This is a genomic window from Ruegeria profundi (genome assembly GCF_020171505.1).
Lineage (GTDB): Bacteria > Pseudomonadota > Alphaproteobacteria > Rhodobacterales > Rhodobacteraceae > Ruegeria > Ruegeria profundi.
The window spans coordinates 438,849-454,433 of sequence record NZ_JAIUZS010000001.1; the positions used below are offsets into that span (position 1 = coordinate 438,849).

Annotated in this window: 13 protein-coding genes and 1 tRNA gene; 7 read left to right on the forward strand and 7 right to left on the reverse strand. The window is 56.5% G+C overall.

The features are described from left to right. Positions 1–268 precede the first annotated feature (268 nt). The 3 genes from LCM21_RS02055 to choV all read left to right on the forward strand — a co-directional run bounded on the left by LCM21_RS02055 (position 269) and on the right by choV (position 3,145). Entirely contained in the window at positions 269–1,192 is a 924-nt protein-coding gene (locus LCM21_RS02055; protein ID WP_068331472.1) for a choline ABC transporter substrate-binding protein, read from the forward strand. A gap of 67 nt (positions 1,193–1,259) precedes the next feature. Next, positions 1,260–2,096, forward strand: coding sequence for a choline ABC transporter permease subunit (gene choW / locus LCM21_RS02060; protein WP_224889102.1), 837 nt, complete (start codon positions 1,260–1,262; stop codon positions 2,094–2,096). Next, positions 2,093–3,145, forward strand: coding sequence for a choline ABC transporter ATP-binding protein (gene choV, locus LCM21_RS02065; RefSeq protein ID WP_224889103.1), 1,053 nt, complete (start codon positions 2,093–2,095; stop codon positions 3,143–3,145). Before choW ends, choV begins: the two co-directional genes overlap by 4 nt. A gap of 140 nt (positions 3,146–3,285) precedes the next feature. Here the strand turns inward: choV and LCM21_RS02070 are convergent, their stop codons facing one another. Further along, positions 3,286–4,206 (reverse strand): SMP-30/gluconolactonase/LRE family protein, encoded by a 921-nt coding sequence (locus LCM21_RS02070; protein ID WP_224889104.1) that lies wholly within the window; start codon positions 4,204–4,206, stop codon positions 3,286–3,288. A 126-nt stretch (positions 4,207–4,332) separates the two neighbouring features. Here LCM21_RS02070 and LCM21_RS02075 point away from each other — a divergent pair, with 126 nt between their 5' ends. After that, on the forward strand, positions 4,333–4,626 hold the full coding sequence (locus LCM21_RS02075) for a winged helix-turn-helix transcriptional regulator (RefSeq protein ID WP_224889105.1): 294 nt from the start codon (positions 4,333–4,335) through the stop codon (positions 4,624–4,626). Between the two features lie 154 nt (positions 4,627–4,780). After that, positions 4,781–4,855, forward strand: a tRNA-Asn gene (locus LCM21_RS02080). A gap of 17 nt (positions 4,856–4,872) precedes the next feature. Here LCM21_RS02080 and LCM21_RS02085 read toward each other — a convergent pair. The 4 genes from LCM21_RS02085 to zwf all read right to left on the reverse strand — a co-directional run bounded on the left by LCM21_RS02085 (position 4,873) and on the right by zwf (position 10,368). Then, entirely contained in the window at positions 4,873–6,492 is a 1,620-nt protein-coding gene (locus LCM21_RS02085; RefSeq protein ID WP_224889106.1) for a long-chain-fatty-acid--CoA ligase, read from the reverse strand. 137 nt (positions 6,493–6,629) lie between these two features. Further along, on the reverse strand, positions 6,630–8,240 hold the full coding sequence (gene pgi, locus LCM21_RS02090; protein ID WP_224889107.1) for a glucose-6-phosphate isomerase: 1,611 nt from the start codon (positions 8,238–8,240) through the stop codon (positions 6,630–6,632). Positions 8,241–8,245: 5 nt separating this feature from the next. Then, a complete protein-coding gene (gene pgl / locus LCM21_RS02095; RefSeq protein WP_224889108.1) occupies positions 8,246–8,917 on the reverse strand; it encodes a 6-phosphogluconolactonase in 672 nt (223 codons plus the stop codon). After that, positions 8,914–10,368 carry a glucose-6-phosphate dehydrogenase gene (gene zwf, locus LCM21_RS02100; RefSeq protein WP_224889109.1) on the reverse strand — a complete coding sequence of 485 codons (1,455 nt, stop codon included), beginning with the start codon at positions 10,366–10,368 and terminating at the stop codon, positions 8,914–8,916. Before zwf ends, pgl begins: the two co-directional genes overlap by 4 nt. Before the next feature lie 164 nt (positions 10,369–10,532). Between zwf and LCM21_RS02105 the strand changes: the two genes are divergently transcribed. Further along, positions 10,533–11,486, forward strand: a complete 954-nt coding sequence (locus LCM21_RS02105) for a radical SAM protein (RefSeq protein WP_224889110.1) — start codon at positions 10,533–10,535, stop codon at positions 11,484–11,486. On the opposite strand, the gene LCM21_RS02110 is transcribed toward LCM21_RS02105, so the two are convergent. Then, positions 11,487–12,182 (reverse strand): lipid-binding SYLF domain-containing protein, encoded by a 696-nt coding sequence (locus LCM21_RS02110; protein WP_224889111.1) that lies wholly within the window; start codon positions 12,180–12,182, stop codon positions 11,487–11,489. Positions 12,183–12,285: 103 nt separating this feature from the next. After that, entirely contained in the window at positions 12,286–12,555 is a 270-nt protein-coding gene (locus LCM21_RS02115) for an usg protein (protein WP_068331526.1), read from the reverse strand. Positions 12,556–12,748: 193 nt separating this feature from the next. Here LCM21_RS02115 and gyrA point away from each other — a divergent pair, with 193 nt between their 5' ends. Continuing rightward, positions 12,749–15,472 (forward strand): DNA gyrase subunit A, encoded by a 2,724-nt coding sequence (gene gyrA / locus LCM21_RS02120; protein ID WP_224889112.1) that lies wholly within the window; start codon positions 12,749–12,751, stop codon positions 15,470–15,472. Positions 15,473–15,585: the final 113 nt, after the last annotated feature.

Genomic DNA, 15,585 nt, shown 5'->3' on the forward strand with positions numbered 1-15,585 from the left:
ACCGTCCGCTGCATTGCAGAGGGCGGCTTACCGAACTCCGGGGTTTCAGGTTAATTTCAGGACGGCAGGGTTTTGTGTTTCTCGTATTACAGCGGTTGGCTTTCCAGGTTTGAACCGCTAACTGGGGTCTCAAAGTTACAAGGCACTGCCACTTGGAAGTTATTTTGGTCCCGACAGCCGGGCCATCTTCCCGCTGACCGGCTTTCTGCTTGCGTAACAATACAATGACGCATTTACTGAGCGTGAAAAATAATACTGGGAGGCTCAAGTGAGAAAATCAACGCTACTAAGTACAGTCATTGCCGTTTGCGCAGGCGCGGCCTGGGCGGACTGCGATACCGTTACATTCTCGGATGTGGGATGGACGGACATCACCGCGACAACTGCAGCAACGACAACGGTTCTGCAGGCGCTTGGCTATGAAACGGATATCAAGATCCTATCCGTGCCGGTGACCTACACATCCCTTGCCGATGGCGATATCGACGTCTTTCTGGGCAACTGGATGCCGACGATGGAAGCGGACATCGCACCCTACCGCGAGGCGGGAACCGTCGATACGGTGCGCGCGAACCTCGAAGGGGCCAAGTACACGCTTGCGGTGAACCAAGCCGCAGCAGACCTGGGGATCGGCAACTTCGCAGATATCGCCGCGCATCAGGACGCCTTGGAAGGCAAGATTTATGGCATCGAACCTGGCAATGACGGCAACCGTCTTATCCAGGAAATGATCGATAACGATGCCTTTGGACTCAGTGGTTTTGAAGTCGCTGAAAGCTCGGAACAGGGTATGCTGGCGCAGGTCGCACGTGCGGATCGGCGAAACGAGCCGGTGGTTTTCCTGGGCTGGGAACCGCACCCCATGAACGCCAACTTCCAGTTGACCTATCTTGAGGGTGGCGATGACTGGTTTGGCCCGAACCTGGGTGGTGCGACGGTTTTCACCAACACCTCCGCAGGCTATGTCAGCGAATGCCCGAACGTCGGCAAGCTGCTTGAAAACCTGGAATTCACCCTTGCCATGGAAAACGAGATCATGGGCGCCATCCTTGATGACGGCCAAGAACCCGGCGATGCAGCAAAAACCTGGCTTGCGGCTAACACAGGCGTGCTCGATGGCTGGCTGGATGGCGTCACCACGAAAGATGGCGGTGACGCGATGATGGCGGTCAAATCAGCGCTTGAAAACTAAAGTAAAAAGACGACGAGGAGCCGGGAAACCCCGGCTCTGTTGAGGTCGGCCAATATAGGGGGGCGGCATGGATTGGCTGACCGAAAACAAGATTCCGATCGGCATTTGGGCAAGAGACATTTTTGACTGGATGCAAATCAATCTGGCGTGGTTCTTCGACACGTTGTCGGACCTGATGGACGCGTTGATCGACAGCATCCTTTGGGTGTTGCAAACCCCCCACCCACTAATCATTGTCGGCGTCTTTGCCCTGCTCACTTGGTTATTGCAGCGTAACTGGAAAACCTGCGTACTGGTGGTAATCGGCTTTCTGTTCATACTCAACCAAGGGTATTGGGAGGAAACGACCGAAAGCCTTACTCTGGTGCTGTCCGCCTGTATCGTATGTATGGCTGTTGGCGTGCCGATTGGCATCGCGGCCGCACACCGACCAAAGCTTTATTCCTTCATGCGTCCGGTTCTGGATCTGATGCAAACCCTGCCGACTTTTGTCTACCTGATCCCGGCAATCGTATTTTTTGGCATCGGGATGGTGCCGGGCCTTCTGGCGACGGTCATCTTTGTCGTACCGGCGCCGATCAGGCTGACCTATCTTGGGGTGTCCGCAACGCCCAAGGCACTGCTTGAGGCCGCGCAAGCCTTTGGAGCGACCGGGCGGCAGATACTCTGGAAGGTCGAGCTTCCATATGCCTTTCCGCAGATAATGGCGGGGCTTAATCAGACAATCATGTTGTCACTTTCAATGGTCGTTATCGCGGCGCTTGTCGGGGCGGACGGTTTGGGTGTGCCTGTGGTGCGTGCCCTGAACCAAGTCAACACGGCTCTCGGGTTCGAAAGCGGCTTTGTCATCGTCGTTGTCGCAATCATTCTCGACCGGATGCTGCGAGTGGAGCGCAAGAAATGACCCAACAGCCCGCTGTCATATTCGACAACGTTTCCATCGTCTTCGGTGATAACCCCAAAGCCGCGTTACCTTTGATGGATGAAGGCCGAGAGCGTCCCGACATACAGAAAGAAACCGGGCAGATCCTCGGGGTTCACAACTGCTCACTCGAGGTCAAAACGGGTGAGATTCTGGTACTTATGGGCCTTTCAGGTTCTGGCAAATCGACGCTTCTGCGCGCGGTGAACGCGCTGAACCCGGTCGTGCGCGGCTCGGTCACGGTCCACGATGGGGAGTGGAGTTGCAACGTCACATCTGCCGGGGCTGAGGACCTAAGAAAGGTGCGTCGTGAATGCGTATCGATGGTTTTTCAGCAGTTCGGCCTCTTGCCCTGGCGCAGCGTGTCAGAGAATGTCGGGCTTGGCCCGGAACTGGCAAAACTGCCAAAGGCGGAACGTAGCGAGCGGGTGAAGAAACAGCTTGAGCTCGTCGGGCTGTCCGATTGGGCGGACCGTCGTGTCGGCGAGTTGTCAGGCGGAATGCAACAACGCGTGGGACTGGCCCGCGCCTTCGCGACCGAAGCGCCAATCCTTCTCATGGACGAACCGTTCTCGGCCCTTGATCCACTCATACGCACCAAGCTTCAGGACGAACTTCTTGAGCTTCAGGCGCGCATCCGCAGGACGATCATTTTCGTCAGCCACGACCTCGACGAAGCCTTCAAGATCGGCAACCGCATCGCAATCATGGAAGGTGGGCGGATTGTGCAATGCGGCACACCGCGCGAGATTTTTACCCAACCGGTCAACGAATACGTCGCCGATTTCGTGGCGCATATGAACCCGCTGGGCGTGCTGTCGGCTGCGGACGTCATGGAGCCCGCAACCGGCGAGCCAATGGAAACGGTGCCCGAAGATACCGCCATTGTGGACCTGATGGATGTGCTTGCCAATAACGACGCGACGATCGGGGTTACGCAGGACGGAGCGCTGGTCGGACAAATCACACAAAGCGCTCTGATCGCAAGGCTCGTCGATCCAAGTGGTGCGGCAAAGACCTCAGACAATTAACGTTCTTGGCTGTCCATCCCGGCGACGAACGACATAGGATCGACAACGTCCACATCGTTGCAGTTGATGACCCTTTCTTGCAGCTCGACCGAAGCGAACGGCGCAACCGGCTCAGACTCTCACCGCGAAAGGTCTGGGCATCAGAACAGCAATGCTCCGGTGGTAGGCAGAAGTACGGAATAGACGCTTGTCGATGCGGTAATGAACAATCGGTTGCGCTTCGGCCCACCAAAACAGACGTTTGAGACCTCTTCTGGGATGAATATCTTACCCAGCAGCGTCCCATCGGGGTGATAGCAATGAACGCCATCTTTGGCGCTGGTCCAGATGCGATCCTGGGTATCGATCCGGAACCCGTCAAAGACGCCTGCCTCGCATTCCGCAAATACGTCCCCGCCTGAAAGACTTCCGTCGGCGCCGACGGAGAATGCCCGGATATGGTGTTCTCCGCTGGGATAGCGTGTACCGCCGCTGTCTGCGATATAGAGCGTCTTTTCGTCTAGCGAGAAGGCAAGGCCATTGGGGCAGGCAAAGTCAGTTGTCACCTTTGTAATGTCACCGGTTGCAGGGTCCAAGCGATAAACATGCTCACCATCGAGCTCAGATTCGGCTTGAAAGCCTTCGTAATCTGACTCGATTCCATATGCCGGGTCACTGAACCAGATCGTATCGTCAGACCGTACAACTACGTCATTCGGGCTGTTAAACCGCTTTCCCTCAAAATGGCTGGCCAAAGTCGTGACAGAACCATCATGCTCAATCCGAGTAACACTTCGCGTTCCATGCTCGCACGCGACGATACGTCCTTGGCGGTCGAGCGTGGACCCGTTGGTATAGCATCCCAGGCCCGAGCGGATGTCTGCAACAGCCCCTGTCAATTCATCCCAGCGAAGCCTTCGATCATTAGGAATATCGCTCCAGATAAGGGAACGGAACGCCGGGGAATAGACAGGCCCCTCGGTCCACTTACCGCCCGTCCAGATTTGTTCGATTGGCTCATCCAACTTGATGCTGCGTGCGAACCTTTTATCGCGGATTTCGTAGTTTTCAGTCTTAGTCATTGGAAGCGCCAGCCCAGTTTGCTATAAAATCCATAGCTACATAAATCACTATAGAAAGTATAGCAAGTGACCAAGATACCAGTTCCAGGGCAGCCCGTGCGGGGATCAAAAAGCGGTGCGCCCATTATGGCGTTGTTCGATCTTATCGGACGGCATTGGGCCATGGGTGTGATTTGGACCCTGAGCGAAATCGGACCATGCACGTTCAGAAAGCTGCAAGAGGAATGCGAAACAATCTCACCCGCGGCTTTGAACACACGCCTCAAGGAACTGCAGGCAGCAGGTTTCGTGCATCGGGTAGACGCCGGATACGCGGCAACGGATTTGGGTTGTCGTCTTTACACGCACCTCCGCCCTCTGGGAGATTTCAGCAAGGAATGGGCAAAACACTTAACCGCGCCAGACGACCAAAACAGATAAGCATCTTAACCTTGCGAAGCTAGTTGGCCCATCCATTCGGTGCACAAGTGCATCCGCGACCAGCACTAAGTTGAGCGCGTTAGCGTTTTTCGACTAAAAATCTTTCGCGCCCTCTGGACGGCGCAGAAACGGATTGCTATACGGCGCGAACCGTTCCGGCGTAGCTCAGCGGTAGAGCAGTTGACTGTTAATCAATTGGTCGTAGGTTCGATCCCTACCGCCGGAGCCATTTTCAACTTTCCCCGATCAGTCCGCCAAGGCGTTTTCGAATTCCGTGCGAAGTTTTCGCTTTAGAACTTTTCCCGTAGCATTCAGCGGCAGGGCGTCCACGAACACAACTTTATCCGGCACTTGCCACTTGGCGATCTTACCGTCGTAAAACGACAACACATCCTCTTCGGTTGGATCCTCGCCCTCGGCTTTGACGGCGACCAATAGCGGGCGCTCGTCCCATTTTGGGTGGGGAACGCCCACAACCGCCGCTGTCGCGAGTTGGGGGTGCGCGACTGCGATGTTCTCTAACTCGACCGAGCTAATCCACTCTCCGCCTGATTTGATGATGTCCTTGGACCTGTCGCGGATTGTCATGTACCCGTCAGGGTCAAGCGTTGCGACATCACCCGTTGCAAACCACCCATCCCGAAGCAAGTCTTCATCCTGCATCTGGAAGTAGCTGTCCAAGACCCAGTGCCCGCGCACCATAAGATCGCCCTGAGTCTTGCCGTCATGTGGCAAATCATTCCCATCATCGTCGACGATCTTCAATTCGACGCCATAGCACGGTCGCCCCTGACTCTCCCTGACTTTATGTTGTTGTTCAGGCGTCAGTTGGCGGTGTTTGGCCAGTGGGTGATTTGCCGTACCCAACGGGCTCATCTCGCTCATACCCCAGGCGTGAATAGTGTCGACGCCATAGGCTTCACGAAAGGTTTCGATCATTGAAGGCGGGCATGCGGCGCCACCGATCACCGTCCGTTCAAGGCTGGCTAGTTTGCTGCCGGATTGTGCCGCATAGGCCAGCAATCCCTGCCAGATCGTAGGCACCCCCAGCGCCAAGGTTACGCCAAACTTGTCAATCAGCTTCACCAGTGCTTCACCGTGCAGATCCGGCCCCGGCAGAACCATGCGCGACCCCGACATCGCACAGGCGTAGGGCGACCCCCAAGCATTTACATGAAACATCGGAACCACCGGCATGACCACATCCATGGCCGAGTAGCCAACAACGTCGCGCGTGTTCGATCCAAAGCTGTGCAGCACTGTTGAGCGGTGCGAATAAAGTACACCTTTCGGGTGCCCGGTCGTACCTGAGGTGTAGCACAAGCTGGATGCTGTGTTCTCATCAAAGCTGGGCCACTGGTATCCTGAATTGCCGGTCTCAATCAGGTCGTCATAGAACTTCACATCGGGAATCTGGGCGATCGCATCCTCGTTCCTTGGCCCCATCAGAACGAAATGCTGCACATCCGGCAAATGCGCGTGCAGGGACGCAACCAGTGGGATAAACGTCGCGTCAAAGAACAGAACCCGATCTTGCGCGTGATTGATGATATAGTTCAATTGCTCGGGGAACAGCCGCGGATTGATCGTGTGGCACACGAACCCAGCCCCGGACGTTCCGTAGTAAATCTCAAGATGCCGACGGTTGTTCCAGGCCAGCGTCCCGACCCGCGCCTGCGGTTCCAGCCCCAGCCCGGCCAGTACAGATGCCAGCTTCCGCGCGTTTCCTGCAATCTGGGCCCAACTGGTATCAGTCACTGTGCCATCGGTTTCGACTGAAATTATCTCGGTCTGACCATGGTAGCGTTCGGCGTGGTCAATCAGTGACGAGATCAGCAAGGGCTGCGTCATCATCTGTCCCAGCATGGGCCTTCTCCATTTTTTATTCCCGACGCGCATCGGGTGTTTTGCTTTTTCTAAGTTGGAACCCTGCCAATCATTTAATTGTCTGACAATAAGAGATTTGGGCTTTCCCCATGCGCAATCTTGTTACCATCGACAGCTTAGCCCCGGTGGCGTAGTGCGTAGGCGACCAAAGCCGCGGTCGATCCATCCTTGCCGCTAGCGGTTTCTTCACCATTGACGATTGGACCTAACGAGGTCGCAAGCTCTTTGCCCAGTTCGACACCCCACTGATCGAACGAGTTGATCCCAAGCAAGACGCCTTCAACAAAAACGCGATGTTCGTAAAGGGCAATGATCTGACCAAGTACGAATGGGGTCAGCTTTGGGAAGATCAGGGTTGAAGACGGCCGGTTCCCCGGGAAAACACGATGACGGGCCTGCCGATCCAACTCAGCGCCAGTCAGCCCGTTTTCCGCCATGCGCTGACGCGCTTCGTCCAAGGAGCGACCCCGCATCAGAGCCTCGGACTGCGCCAGACAATTGGCCAATAGCAGGCGATGGTGATGGGTCAGTTCCGGTTCATGTCCCTGTGCGGCCACCATGAACTCACAAGGGATCACATCCGTGCCCTGATGGATCAATTGATAAAACGCGTGCTGGCCGTTGGTGCCGGGTTCCCCCCAAACAACGGGGCCAGAGGCAATGGTCAATGAGATTCCGTCCATCGCGACAGACTTGCCGTTGGACTCCATTTCAAGCTGTTGAAAATACGCCGGAAGCCGCAGCAACCGTTGATCGTACGGCAAGACAGCGCGGCTGGCATGGCCCAGAACCTGACGGTGCCAAATACCGACCAAAGCCAGCATGACCGGCATGTTCTCGGCCCAATCGGCGGCGCGGAAATGGACATCCATCGCCTGCCCGCCACGCAGGAAAGCATCGAAGGCGTTCGAACCAACCGCGATCATCACCGGCAATCCAACCGGCCCCCAGACCGAGTATCGTCCACCAACCCAATCGGCAAAGCCGAATACACGCTCGTCTGGGATACCAAAGGCTTTGGTCTTGTCCACGGCACTGGACACGGCAGCGAACTGCATGCCCGGATCACCTCCGCCGTCTTCCATCCAGGCGCGCGCCGTTCGGGCGTTAGTCATGGTTTCGATCGTGGTAAAGGTTTTGGACGCTACAATCACCAGCGTCCGCTTCGGATCAAGCTGCCGCAACGTATCGGCAATATGCGCCCCGTCCACGTTTGAAACATAATGCACCCGTGGGCCATCGTGATACGGGGCCAACGCGTGGGTTGCCATCACAGGGCCAAGGTCCGAGCCGCCGATGCCGATATTCACAACGTCGGTAAAGCTGCCCCCTACCCCGGAAACTGCGCCACCGCGCACCTCTTCGGCGAACACGCGCATCCTTTGCAGCGTGTCCAAAACGTCTGGCATGACATCAAGCCCATCGACCTCAATTGGTCCACCGTCCAGGTTACGCAATGCCGTGTGCAGAACCGCGCGCCCTTCGGTTTCATTGATCTTCGCGCCCGAGAACATGGCTTCGCGCCGCTCACCGAGGTTGGCTGCTTCGCACAGATCGATCAGCGCGTCCCGAATTTTATCGTCGATCTGTGTCTTGGAATAGTCAAACAGCAGATCACCGGTGGTCGCTGAAAACGTCTCGGCCCGGTTCACGTCTTTGGCGAAGAGATCAAGGATTGTCCGCTCTTTGCTTGCAGAAGCCAGCGAGATGAGGGTGTCTAGTTGCATAATGCCTACTCCGCCCAGTGAACAGTCATACCGCTGAGAACTGCGGCGATTGGAGCCTCTTCCGGCGGCAAGGACATAGCGCGATCCAACGCGTCCCGTTTCGCGGCACCGAATATGATCAGGTGTTTCGATAACGCACCATCCAACACGGGCGCTGTCAGGGTAATACGAGCTTCGGGCTGAACTTCGGTCCGTGCGATGGCCAGAGGGGGCGCGTTGTTGTCTAACGCTGCCTCAAGCCCCGCCATTCCAGGGAACAGGGACGCGGTGTGCATGTCTTCACCCATCCCAAGAACCAGCACGGACAACGGTCTAAGTGGAGCGATCAGGCTTTCGAGTTCAGGCAATACATCCTCGGGGTCCTTACCCGGCACATAGAGCGGAATGTACTGCGCCACAGAGGCCCGGTTGGTCAGCAATCGCTCGCGGATCAGACGCTCATTCGAGCGTTCGTGATCGCCCGGCACACATCTTTCGTCTGTTGGCAGAACCTGCACGCGATCCCATTCAAGGTCCGCCGCACAGAGAACGTCGAAAATCGGGCCGGGCGTGGTTCCACCCGGAACGGCCAGTGACACCAGGTCGTGATTCAGCAAGGCGGATTCCAGATTGCCGGCCAGAACGTTCGCAACGTCGATGGCCAGCATGTCCCGGTCAGCGTATTCTTGTAGTTTCATGGATTAATCCCTTGCCAGCGGCGACCGTCTCGTTTCATCAGCAGTTCGGCGTCGCCCGGGCCTGTACTGCCACTATCATAAGGTTTGGGAACGTCCCCACGCGCCTGCCAGCCTGCAATAATCGGGTCGGTCCAAGCCCATGCGGCCTCGACCTCATCCCCGCGCATGAACAGCGTCTGGTTGCCGCGGATCACATCCATCACCAGCCGCTCGTAAGCGTCTGGCGGGTCTTGGTTTTCCGAGCCCAGTGCCTCGGCAAAACTCATATCCAAAGGCACATCGACCAAACGCATCCCGCCCGGGCCCGGCTCCTTGATCGTCACCTTCAACGTAATGCCCTCGTTTGGTTGCAACCGGATGGACAACACATTGGCATGTCGCCCGGCATCAGCGCCAAAAATCGAATGCGGCGCGTCTTTGAACATCACGTTTATGACCGAGGACCGTTCGATCAGTCGCTTACCTGTGCGCAAGTAGAATGGTGTCCCGGCCCAACGCCAGTTGCTGACGTGGGCGCGCAGGGCCACATAGCTTTCCGTGGTCGAGCGCGGGTTACCTACGGTATCCCGATAGCCCGCCCCGCTCGGCCCCGCATCAAACTGGCCGCGTACGATGTGGTGCGGTTCAACCGGATCAAGCGCGCGGATGACCTTGAGCTTTTCATCGCGCACTGCATCGGGATCGAATTTTGCCGGAGGCTCCATCGCGATCAAGCAGAGGAGCTGCATCAAGTGGTTCTGCATCATGTCGCGCATGGCCCCCGCGCGATCATAATACTCCTCGCGCCCATCAATACCGACGGACTCAGCAACCGTGATCTGGATGTGATCGACATACTGGCTATTCCAGAGCGGTTCGAACAGCATGTTGCCAAAACGAACCGCCATCAGGTTCTGAACCGTTTCCTTGCCTAGATAATGATCAATCCGGTAGATTTGCCCTTCAGAAAAATGCTCGGCCAGAATCGCGTTCAGCGCCCTCGCGCTTTCCAAGTCGTGACCGAATGGCTTTTCGACGACGATCCGTGTTTTTGGCGTAGCCAGATCATGATGCTTGATCCGCTCGGCCAACTGGCCAAACAGTTGCGGCCCCACCGAGAAGTAAAAGGCCCTTACCCGGTCATCGGTCAGCTTGGCCGCCAACCTACCCCAAGCAGTGTCCGAAAGCGCATCCAGCGGCACATAGTCGACCCGTTGAAGGAAGGTATTCAGCGCGTCGGCGTTCCGCGATTGTGATGGCGCATGGCTGCGTAACGACTCTGCGACGACTTCGCGGAACGCATCGGGGGTATACTCAGCCCGGGCCGCACCGATAATCTGTGCATCATCGGGCCATTGACCCGCGCAAAACCGCCGGAACAGTGCCGGAAGAATCTTGCGCTGTGCAAGATCGCCGGTACCGCCAAAGATGACCAAATCAAACGGGTCCACAGGTATGACACGAGAAACCATGTGTTTTCCCTACCTTACCCCTGCCGTCATGTCTAATGTTAGCGCAATCATTTCTGAACTTTTTTCCGATCTTCAAAACTCTGTCAGATACGGCCTGATGCCCTTAACTAACCTACCCCAAAGCGCTAAGTCGATTGCTAGCCTTCAAAGAACCGGATACTCGAATGAAAGACAACGCCCTTCAGGCTGCCAATATCGGCAAGTTTCAGGACAGATTAGTAACAGCTGACGGGCAAGCGCGGGCGTCCGTTCCACTGCGCAATCCAGAAACGCTTTGGTTCAATACGGGCACGTTGTGCAATATCCAATGCGTCAACTGCTATATCGAAAGCAGTCCGACCAATGACGCACTGGTATATATCTCGGCGGACGAGGTGCGGGATTACTTGGAGCAGATCAAAGCCCGCAACTGGCCGGTGCGCGAAATCGGCTTTACTGGGGGTGAGCCGTTTATGAACCCCGAAATGATCGACATGACCCGCGCGGCGTTAGAACGCGGTTACGACGTGTTGATCCTGACCAACGCAATGCAGCCAATGATGCGCCGAAAGATGCGCGATGGCCTGCTTGAATTGCAACGTGACTATGGTGACAAGTTGACTTTGCGGATTTCGGTCGACCACTACCGCCCTGAATTGCATGACGAAGAACGGGGCAAAGGCAGCTTTGCCAAAACCCTGACCGGGATGAAATGGCTGCGCGACAACGGGTTCAACATGGCCGTTGCTGGCAGGACCGTGTGGGGCGAGAGTGACACAGATAGCCGCAGCGGCTACGCTGCTTTTTTTGCTGAAAACGACTTTGATATTGATGCGCAGAACCCAAGCGAGACCGTTCTGTTCCCTGAAATGGACGAAACCGTCGAAGTTCCCGAAATCACGACTGCGTGCTGGGGTATTCTGAACAAGTCACCTGATGCGCTCATGTGTGCCAGCGCCCGCATGGTGGTAAAGCGCAAAGGTGCAGACAGGCCTGCTGTTCTGGCGTGCACGCTACTTCCCTATGCGCCTGAGTTCGAGATGGGACATACCTTGGCCGAGTCGGAAGCCGACGTACATCTCAACCATCCGCATTGCGCCAAATTCTGCGTTCTGGGTGGGGCAAGCTGCTCGGGCTGATCAGTTTAACTCGGGCGATTTCCAAAACTTCGTGCCGGACGCGGTTGCTGATACGCGCCAGCCTTTCTTGCCCAACACAAAAAATGACCGTCCGTCGGTATAGCGTACGGTCTCACTCGTCCTGTCCTCACCATGCATCGCATCGGTTCCGGCAGTGGCGTCATATCCGTGTTCAATGAATTTCTGTAAGTCGGCCTGCGTTTCGAACATGATCACGAACTTGCTTTCGAACCCGCCAATACCCATGGCTGCGCCAACACCGCCCGTTCCCATGTTCATATAGATGCGCTCCCCGGTTTCGTTCGAGACGGCAACCCCGCGCCCATAACCGGCAGAGACCGGAAAAACCGTCACTTTGCGCGAGTCGAAAACTGCATATCCGGCGCTGATGGCAAACAGGCTGTCGGCCTCGGGATTTTCAGCCAACAATTGAAACAGGACCTCGTCGGCCATAAGGTCCAACTTGACGCGGGTTTCTTCCGGCGTGGCTTCGTTCGTCACCAGATCGGCAGTGGAACTGACCGTTTCATCAACTGCGTTGGCGCCTTTTTCAAGCGTTTCTCCTACAGCCTCGGCCCCACGCCCGATCGCGTCAGCCGTGCCCTCGGCACCCTTTTTGATTTTATCCAGAACGCCTTGGGCATAAACAGGCCCGGTGATGAAAAGGCCAGCGGCTAGGAAAAGATATCGGAGCATAAAGCGACGCCTCACGTGACCACTTATCAGGTCGCCACTTTAACCCAAAAACAAATTTTAACAGCATCTCAATTCCCACCGGCCAAAATTACCGGTCGGATACCTAGTTCAATCTAAATTCACCGACCATGTTGCGCCATTCGCCTGGCGCGATCATCTTGCGGTGCGTGAACCGGACCGAGTGCAGCGGGCCTTCAATTTCACGCTGCCAGAAATCAATGAAATCAAACAATTTCGGATGGTCCGGCGCCAGATCGTACTCCTGCCAGATAAACGTGTTCAAAACGTGGATGTAGTCGGGCATATGGTAGAAGAATTCCGCCGTCGTCAGCCCGTATCCCTTAAGCATCAATTCGGTTTCGCTTTGCTTCATGCAGACCTCCAATTTTCGTGCAAGGCCCGTTAAGACTACCACAGAAACATCCTAATCCTTGGATAACAATATGTTACTCTGGTGTTACGGGGTTTTTCGCACACAAAAAGGATGCTTGCTTGCACCTTATGTGCCGGGTCTGATAAGGTGCATCCACAAGATATAGACCCTGCACAAAGAACGGGCAGTTTACGTGAGCGATACGCCAGAAACCCCAGAAAACATGGATGAAACCCCACCCGAGCGGCCCGTCTACGATGGCCCGACGGTATCCATCGAATCCGAGATGCGCACGTCCTATCTGGATTACGCCATGTCGGTTATCGTCTCGCGCGCGATCCCTGATCTGCGCGATGGGCTCAAGCCCGTGCACCGGCGCATTCTCTACGCCATGCACGAGACGGGAAATACACACGACAAAGCATACCGCAAATCCGCCCGACCCGTTGGCGATGTGATGGGTAAGTACCACCCCCACGGCGACAGTGCGATCTATGACGCTCTGGTGCGGATGGCGCAGGATTTCTCGATGTCGCTGCCTCTGCTGGATGGTCAGGGCAACTTTGGTTCGATGGACGGCGATAACCCCGCCGCCATGCGATACACCGAAGTGCGGATGGATAAGCCTGCCGCCGCCCTGCTGGCAGATATCGAAAAAGAGACGGTCGATTTCCAGGACAACTATGACGGCAAAGACCGGGAACCTACTGTTCTGCCGGCGCGCTTCCCAAACATGCTGGTCAATGGGGCTGGCGGTATTGCCGTGGGCATGGCTACGAATATCCCGCCGCATAATCTGGGCGAAGTGGTCGACGCCACTTTGGCTCTCATCGACGACCCGGACCTGACGTCAGAGCAACTGATCGAATACGTCCCCGGCCCTGACTTTCCGACCGGCGGTGTGATGCTCGGCCGGTCCGGCGCGCGCAAGGCTTATCTGGAAGGTCGCGGTAGCGTCATCATCCGGGCCAAGACCCGTGTGGAAGAGATCCGCAGGGACCGCTACGCGATTGTAGTGGACGAAATCCCGTACCAGGTGAACAAAGCAGCGATGATCGAAAAGATCGCTGAGGCGGTGCGCGAAAAACGTATCGAAGGCGTGTCTCATGTTCAGGACGAATCCGACCGCAACGGTGTCCGCGTGGTGGTTGAGCTAAAACGCGACGCAACACCCGAGGTGGTGCTGAACCAGCTTTATCGTTTCTCGCCTATGCAGACGTCCTTCGGCTGCAACATGCTGGCGCTGAATGGTGGCCGGCCAGAACAGCTGACCCTCCGCCGGTTCCTGACCTCGTTCATCGACTTCCGCGAAGATGTGGTGGCACGCCGCACCGCATACGATCTACGCAAGGCGCGCGAACGCAGCCATATCCTGTGTGGTCTGGCCGTGGCGGTCTCGAACGTGGACGAAGTGGTTGCTACGATCCGTTCGTCTGCAGACGCTGCCGAGGCGCGTGAAAAGCTGATGACCCGTCGCTGGCCTGCCGCCGAGATCGAAGGCTATCTGCGCCTGATCGACGATCCTCTGTCCAAGATGAACGACGATGGCACTTATAACCTGACCGAGGTTCAGGCCCGCGCCATCCTTGACCTGCGTCTCCAGCGCTTGACCCAGATTGGTGTCAAAGAGGTCACGGACGAGCTGGAAGACCTGGCGGCCAAGATCAAGGAATACCTTGATATTCTGTCGTCGCGTGAACGCATCATGTCGATCATCGGGGATGAGCTGCGCAGCGTGCGCGAGCAGTTTGCTGTGCCGCGCCGCACCGAGATCGTCGACTGGTCAGGCGATATGGAAGACGAGGACCTGATCGAGCGGGAAGACATGGTCGTGACCGTCACGTCCGGCGGTTATATCAAGCGGACGCCGCTGGCCGATTTCCGCGCGCAAAAACGTGGCGGCAAGGGCCTGTCTGGAATGCAGACCAAGGAAGAGGATGTTGTCACCACCCTCTTTGTTGCAAACACCCATACGCAACTGCTGTTTTTCACGACCGAAGGGATGGTCTACAAGCTCAAGACCTGGCGTCTTCCACAGTCCAGCCGGACGGGTAAGGGCAAGGCCATCGTGAACATTCTGCCGATCCCGACCGGAGTGTCGATCGCGGCGATTATGCCCGTCGATGTGCCGGACGAAGAATGGGAAAACCTTCAGATCGTGTTCGCCACCAGCGCCGGTGACGTGCGCCGCAACCGCCTGTCGGATTTTACCAATGTCCGACGCAACGGCAAGATCGCGATGAAACTGCCGGAAGGTGTGGAACTGGTTAACGCACGCATCTGCTCGGAAGATGAAGATGTGATGCTGGTCACCAATTCGGGCCGTGCGATCCGGTTCAGAACAACGGATGTGCGCGTCTTCAACTCACGTGAGTCGACAGGTGTTCGCGGGATCAAGCTGACAAATGGTGACCGCGTTGTGTCGATGTCGGTGATCCGCCACTTTGAAGCGGGACCGGACGAACGGGCAGCCTACCTCAAGATGCGCCGCGCTGTGGCGGGTATTGCCGACGATGGCGAAACCGATGAGGATGAAGCGGCACCAGGCACCATCACGCAAGAACGTTATGCCGAAATGTCTGCTGCAGAAAACCTGATCCTGACGATAACTGCGGGTGGCGCAGGTAAGCTCAGCTCCAGCCACGATTACCCCGTTCGCGGGCGTGGCGGCATGGGCGTGGCCGCGATGGACAAAGCCATGCGCGGCGGTGAACTCGTTGCGTCATTCCCGGTGGAAATCGACGATCAAATCATGCTTGCCACCTCAAAAGGCCAATCAATCCGGGTGCCGGTCGACGGTATCTCATTCCGTTCCCGCAGCGCGGGCGGCGTCAAGGTGTTCAACACAGGCAAAGGCGAAGAAGTCGTCAGTGTCGCCTGGATCGCCGATCAGGGCGAGGAAGAAGCCGACGAATAAACTCAAGGCCCCAAAGCACCTGTTTTGGGGTCTTCCGTTTCCCGTAAGGTCATAATTCGCGCTATACGCCCGTCTATATACGCAATATTTCACTCCATACATTGACTTGGTGC

Bases quoted from the DNA above. Each gene is read 5' to 3' on its own strand.
- choW (WP_224889102.1), top strand. From the start codon at position 1,260: ATGGATTGGCTGACCGAAAACAAGATTCCGATCGGCATTTGGGCAAGA.
- choV (WP_224889103.1), top strand. From the start codon at position 2,093: ATGACCCAACAGCCCGCTGTCATATTCGACAACGTTTCCATCGTCTTC.
- LCM21_RS02070 (WP_224889104.1), bottom strand. From the start codon at position 4,206: ATGACTAAGACTGAAAACTACGAAATCCGCGATAAAAGGTTCGCACGC.
- LCM21_RS02075 (WP_224889105.1), top strand. From the start codon at position 4,333: ATGGCGTTGTTCGATCTTATCGGACGGCATTGGGCCATGGGTGTGATT.
- LCM21_RS02085 (WP_224889106.1), bottom strand. From the start codon at position 6,492: ATGCTGGGACAGATGATGACGCAGCCCTTGCTGATCTCGTCACTGATT.
- pgi (WP_224889107.1), bottom strand. From the start codon at position 8,240: ATGCAACTAGACACCCTCATCTCGCTGGCTTCTGCAAGCAAAGAGCGG.
- pgl (WP_224889108.1), bottom strand. From the start codon at position 8,917: ATGAAACTACAAGAATACGCTGACCGGGACATGCTGGCCATCGACGTT.
- zwf (WP_224889109.1), bottom strand. From the start codon at position 10,368: ATGGTTTCTCGTGTCATACCTGTGGACCCGTTTGATTTGGTCATCTTT.
- LCM21_RS02105 (WP_224889110.1), top strand. From the start codon at position 10,533: ATGAAAGACAACGCCCTTCAGGCTGCCAATATCGGCAAGTTTCAGGAC.
- LCM21_RS02110 (WP_224889111.1), bottom strand. From the start codon at position 12,182: ATGCTCCGATATCTTTTCCTAGCCGCTGGCCTTTTCATCACCGGGCCT.
- LCM21_RS02115 (WP_068331526.1), bottom strand. From the start codon at position 12,555: ATGAAGCAAAGCGAAACCGAATTGATGCTTAAGGGATACGGGCTGACG.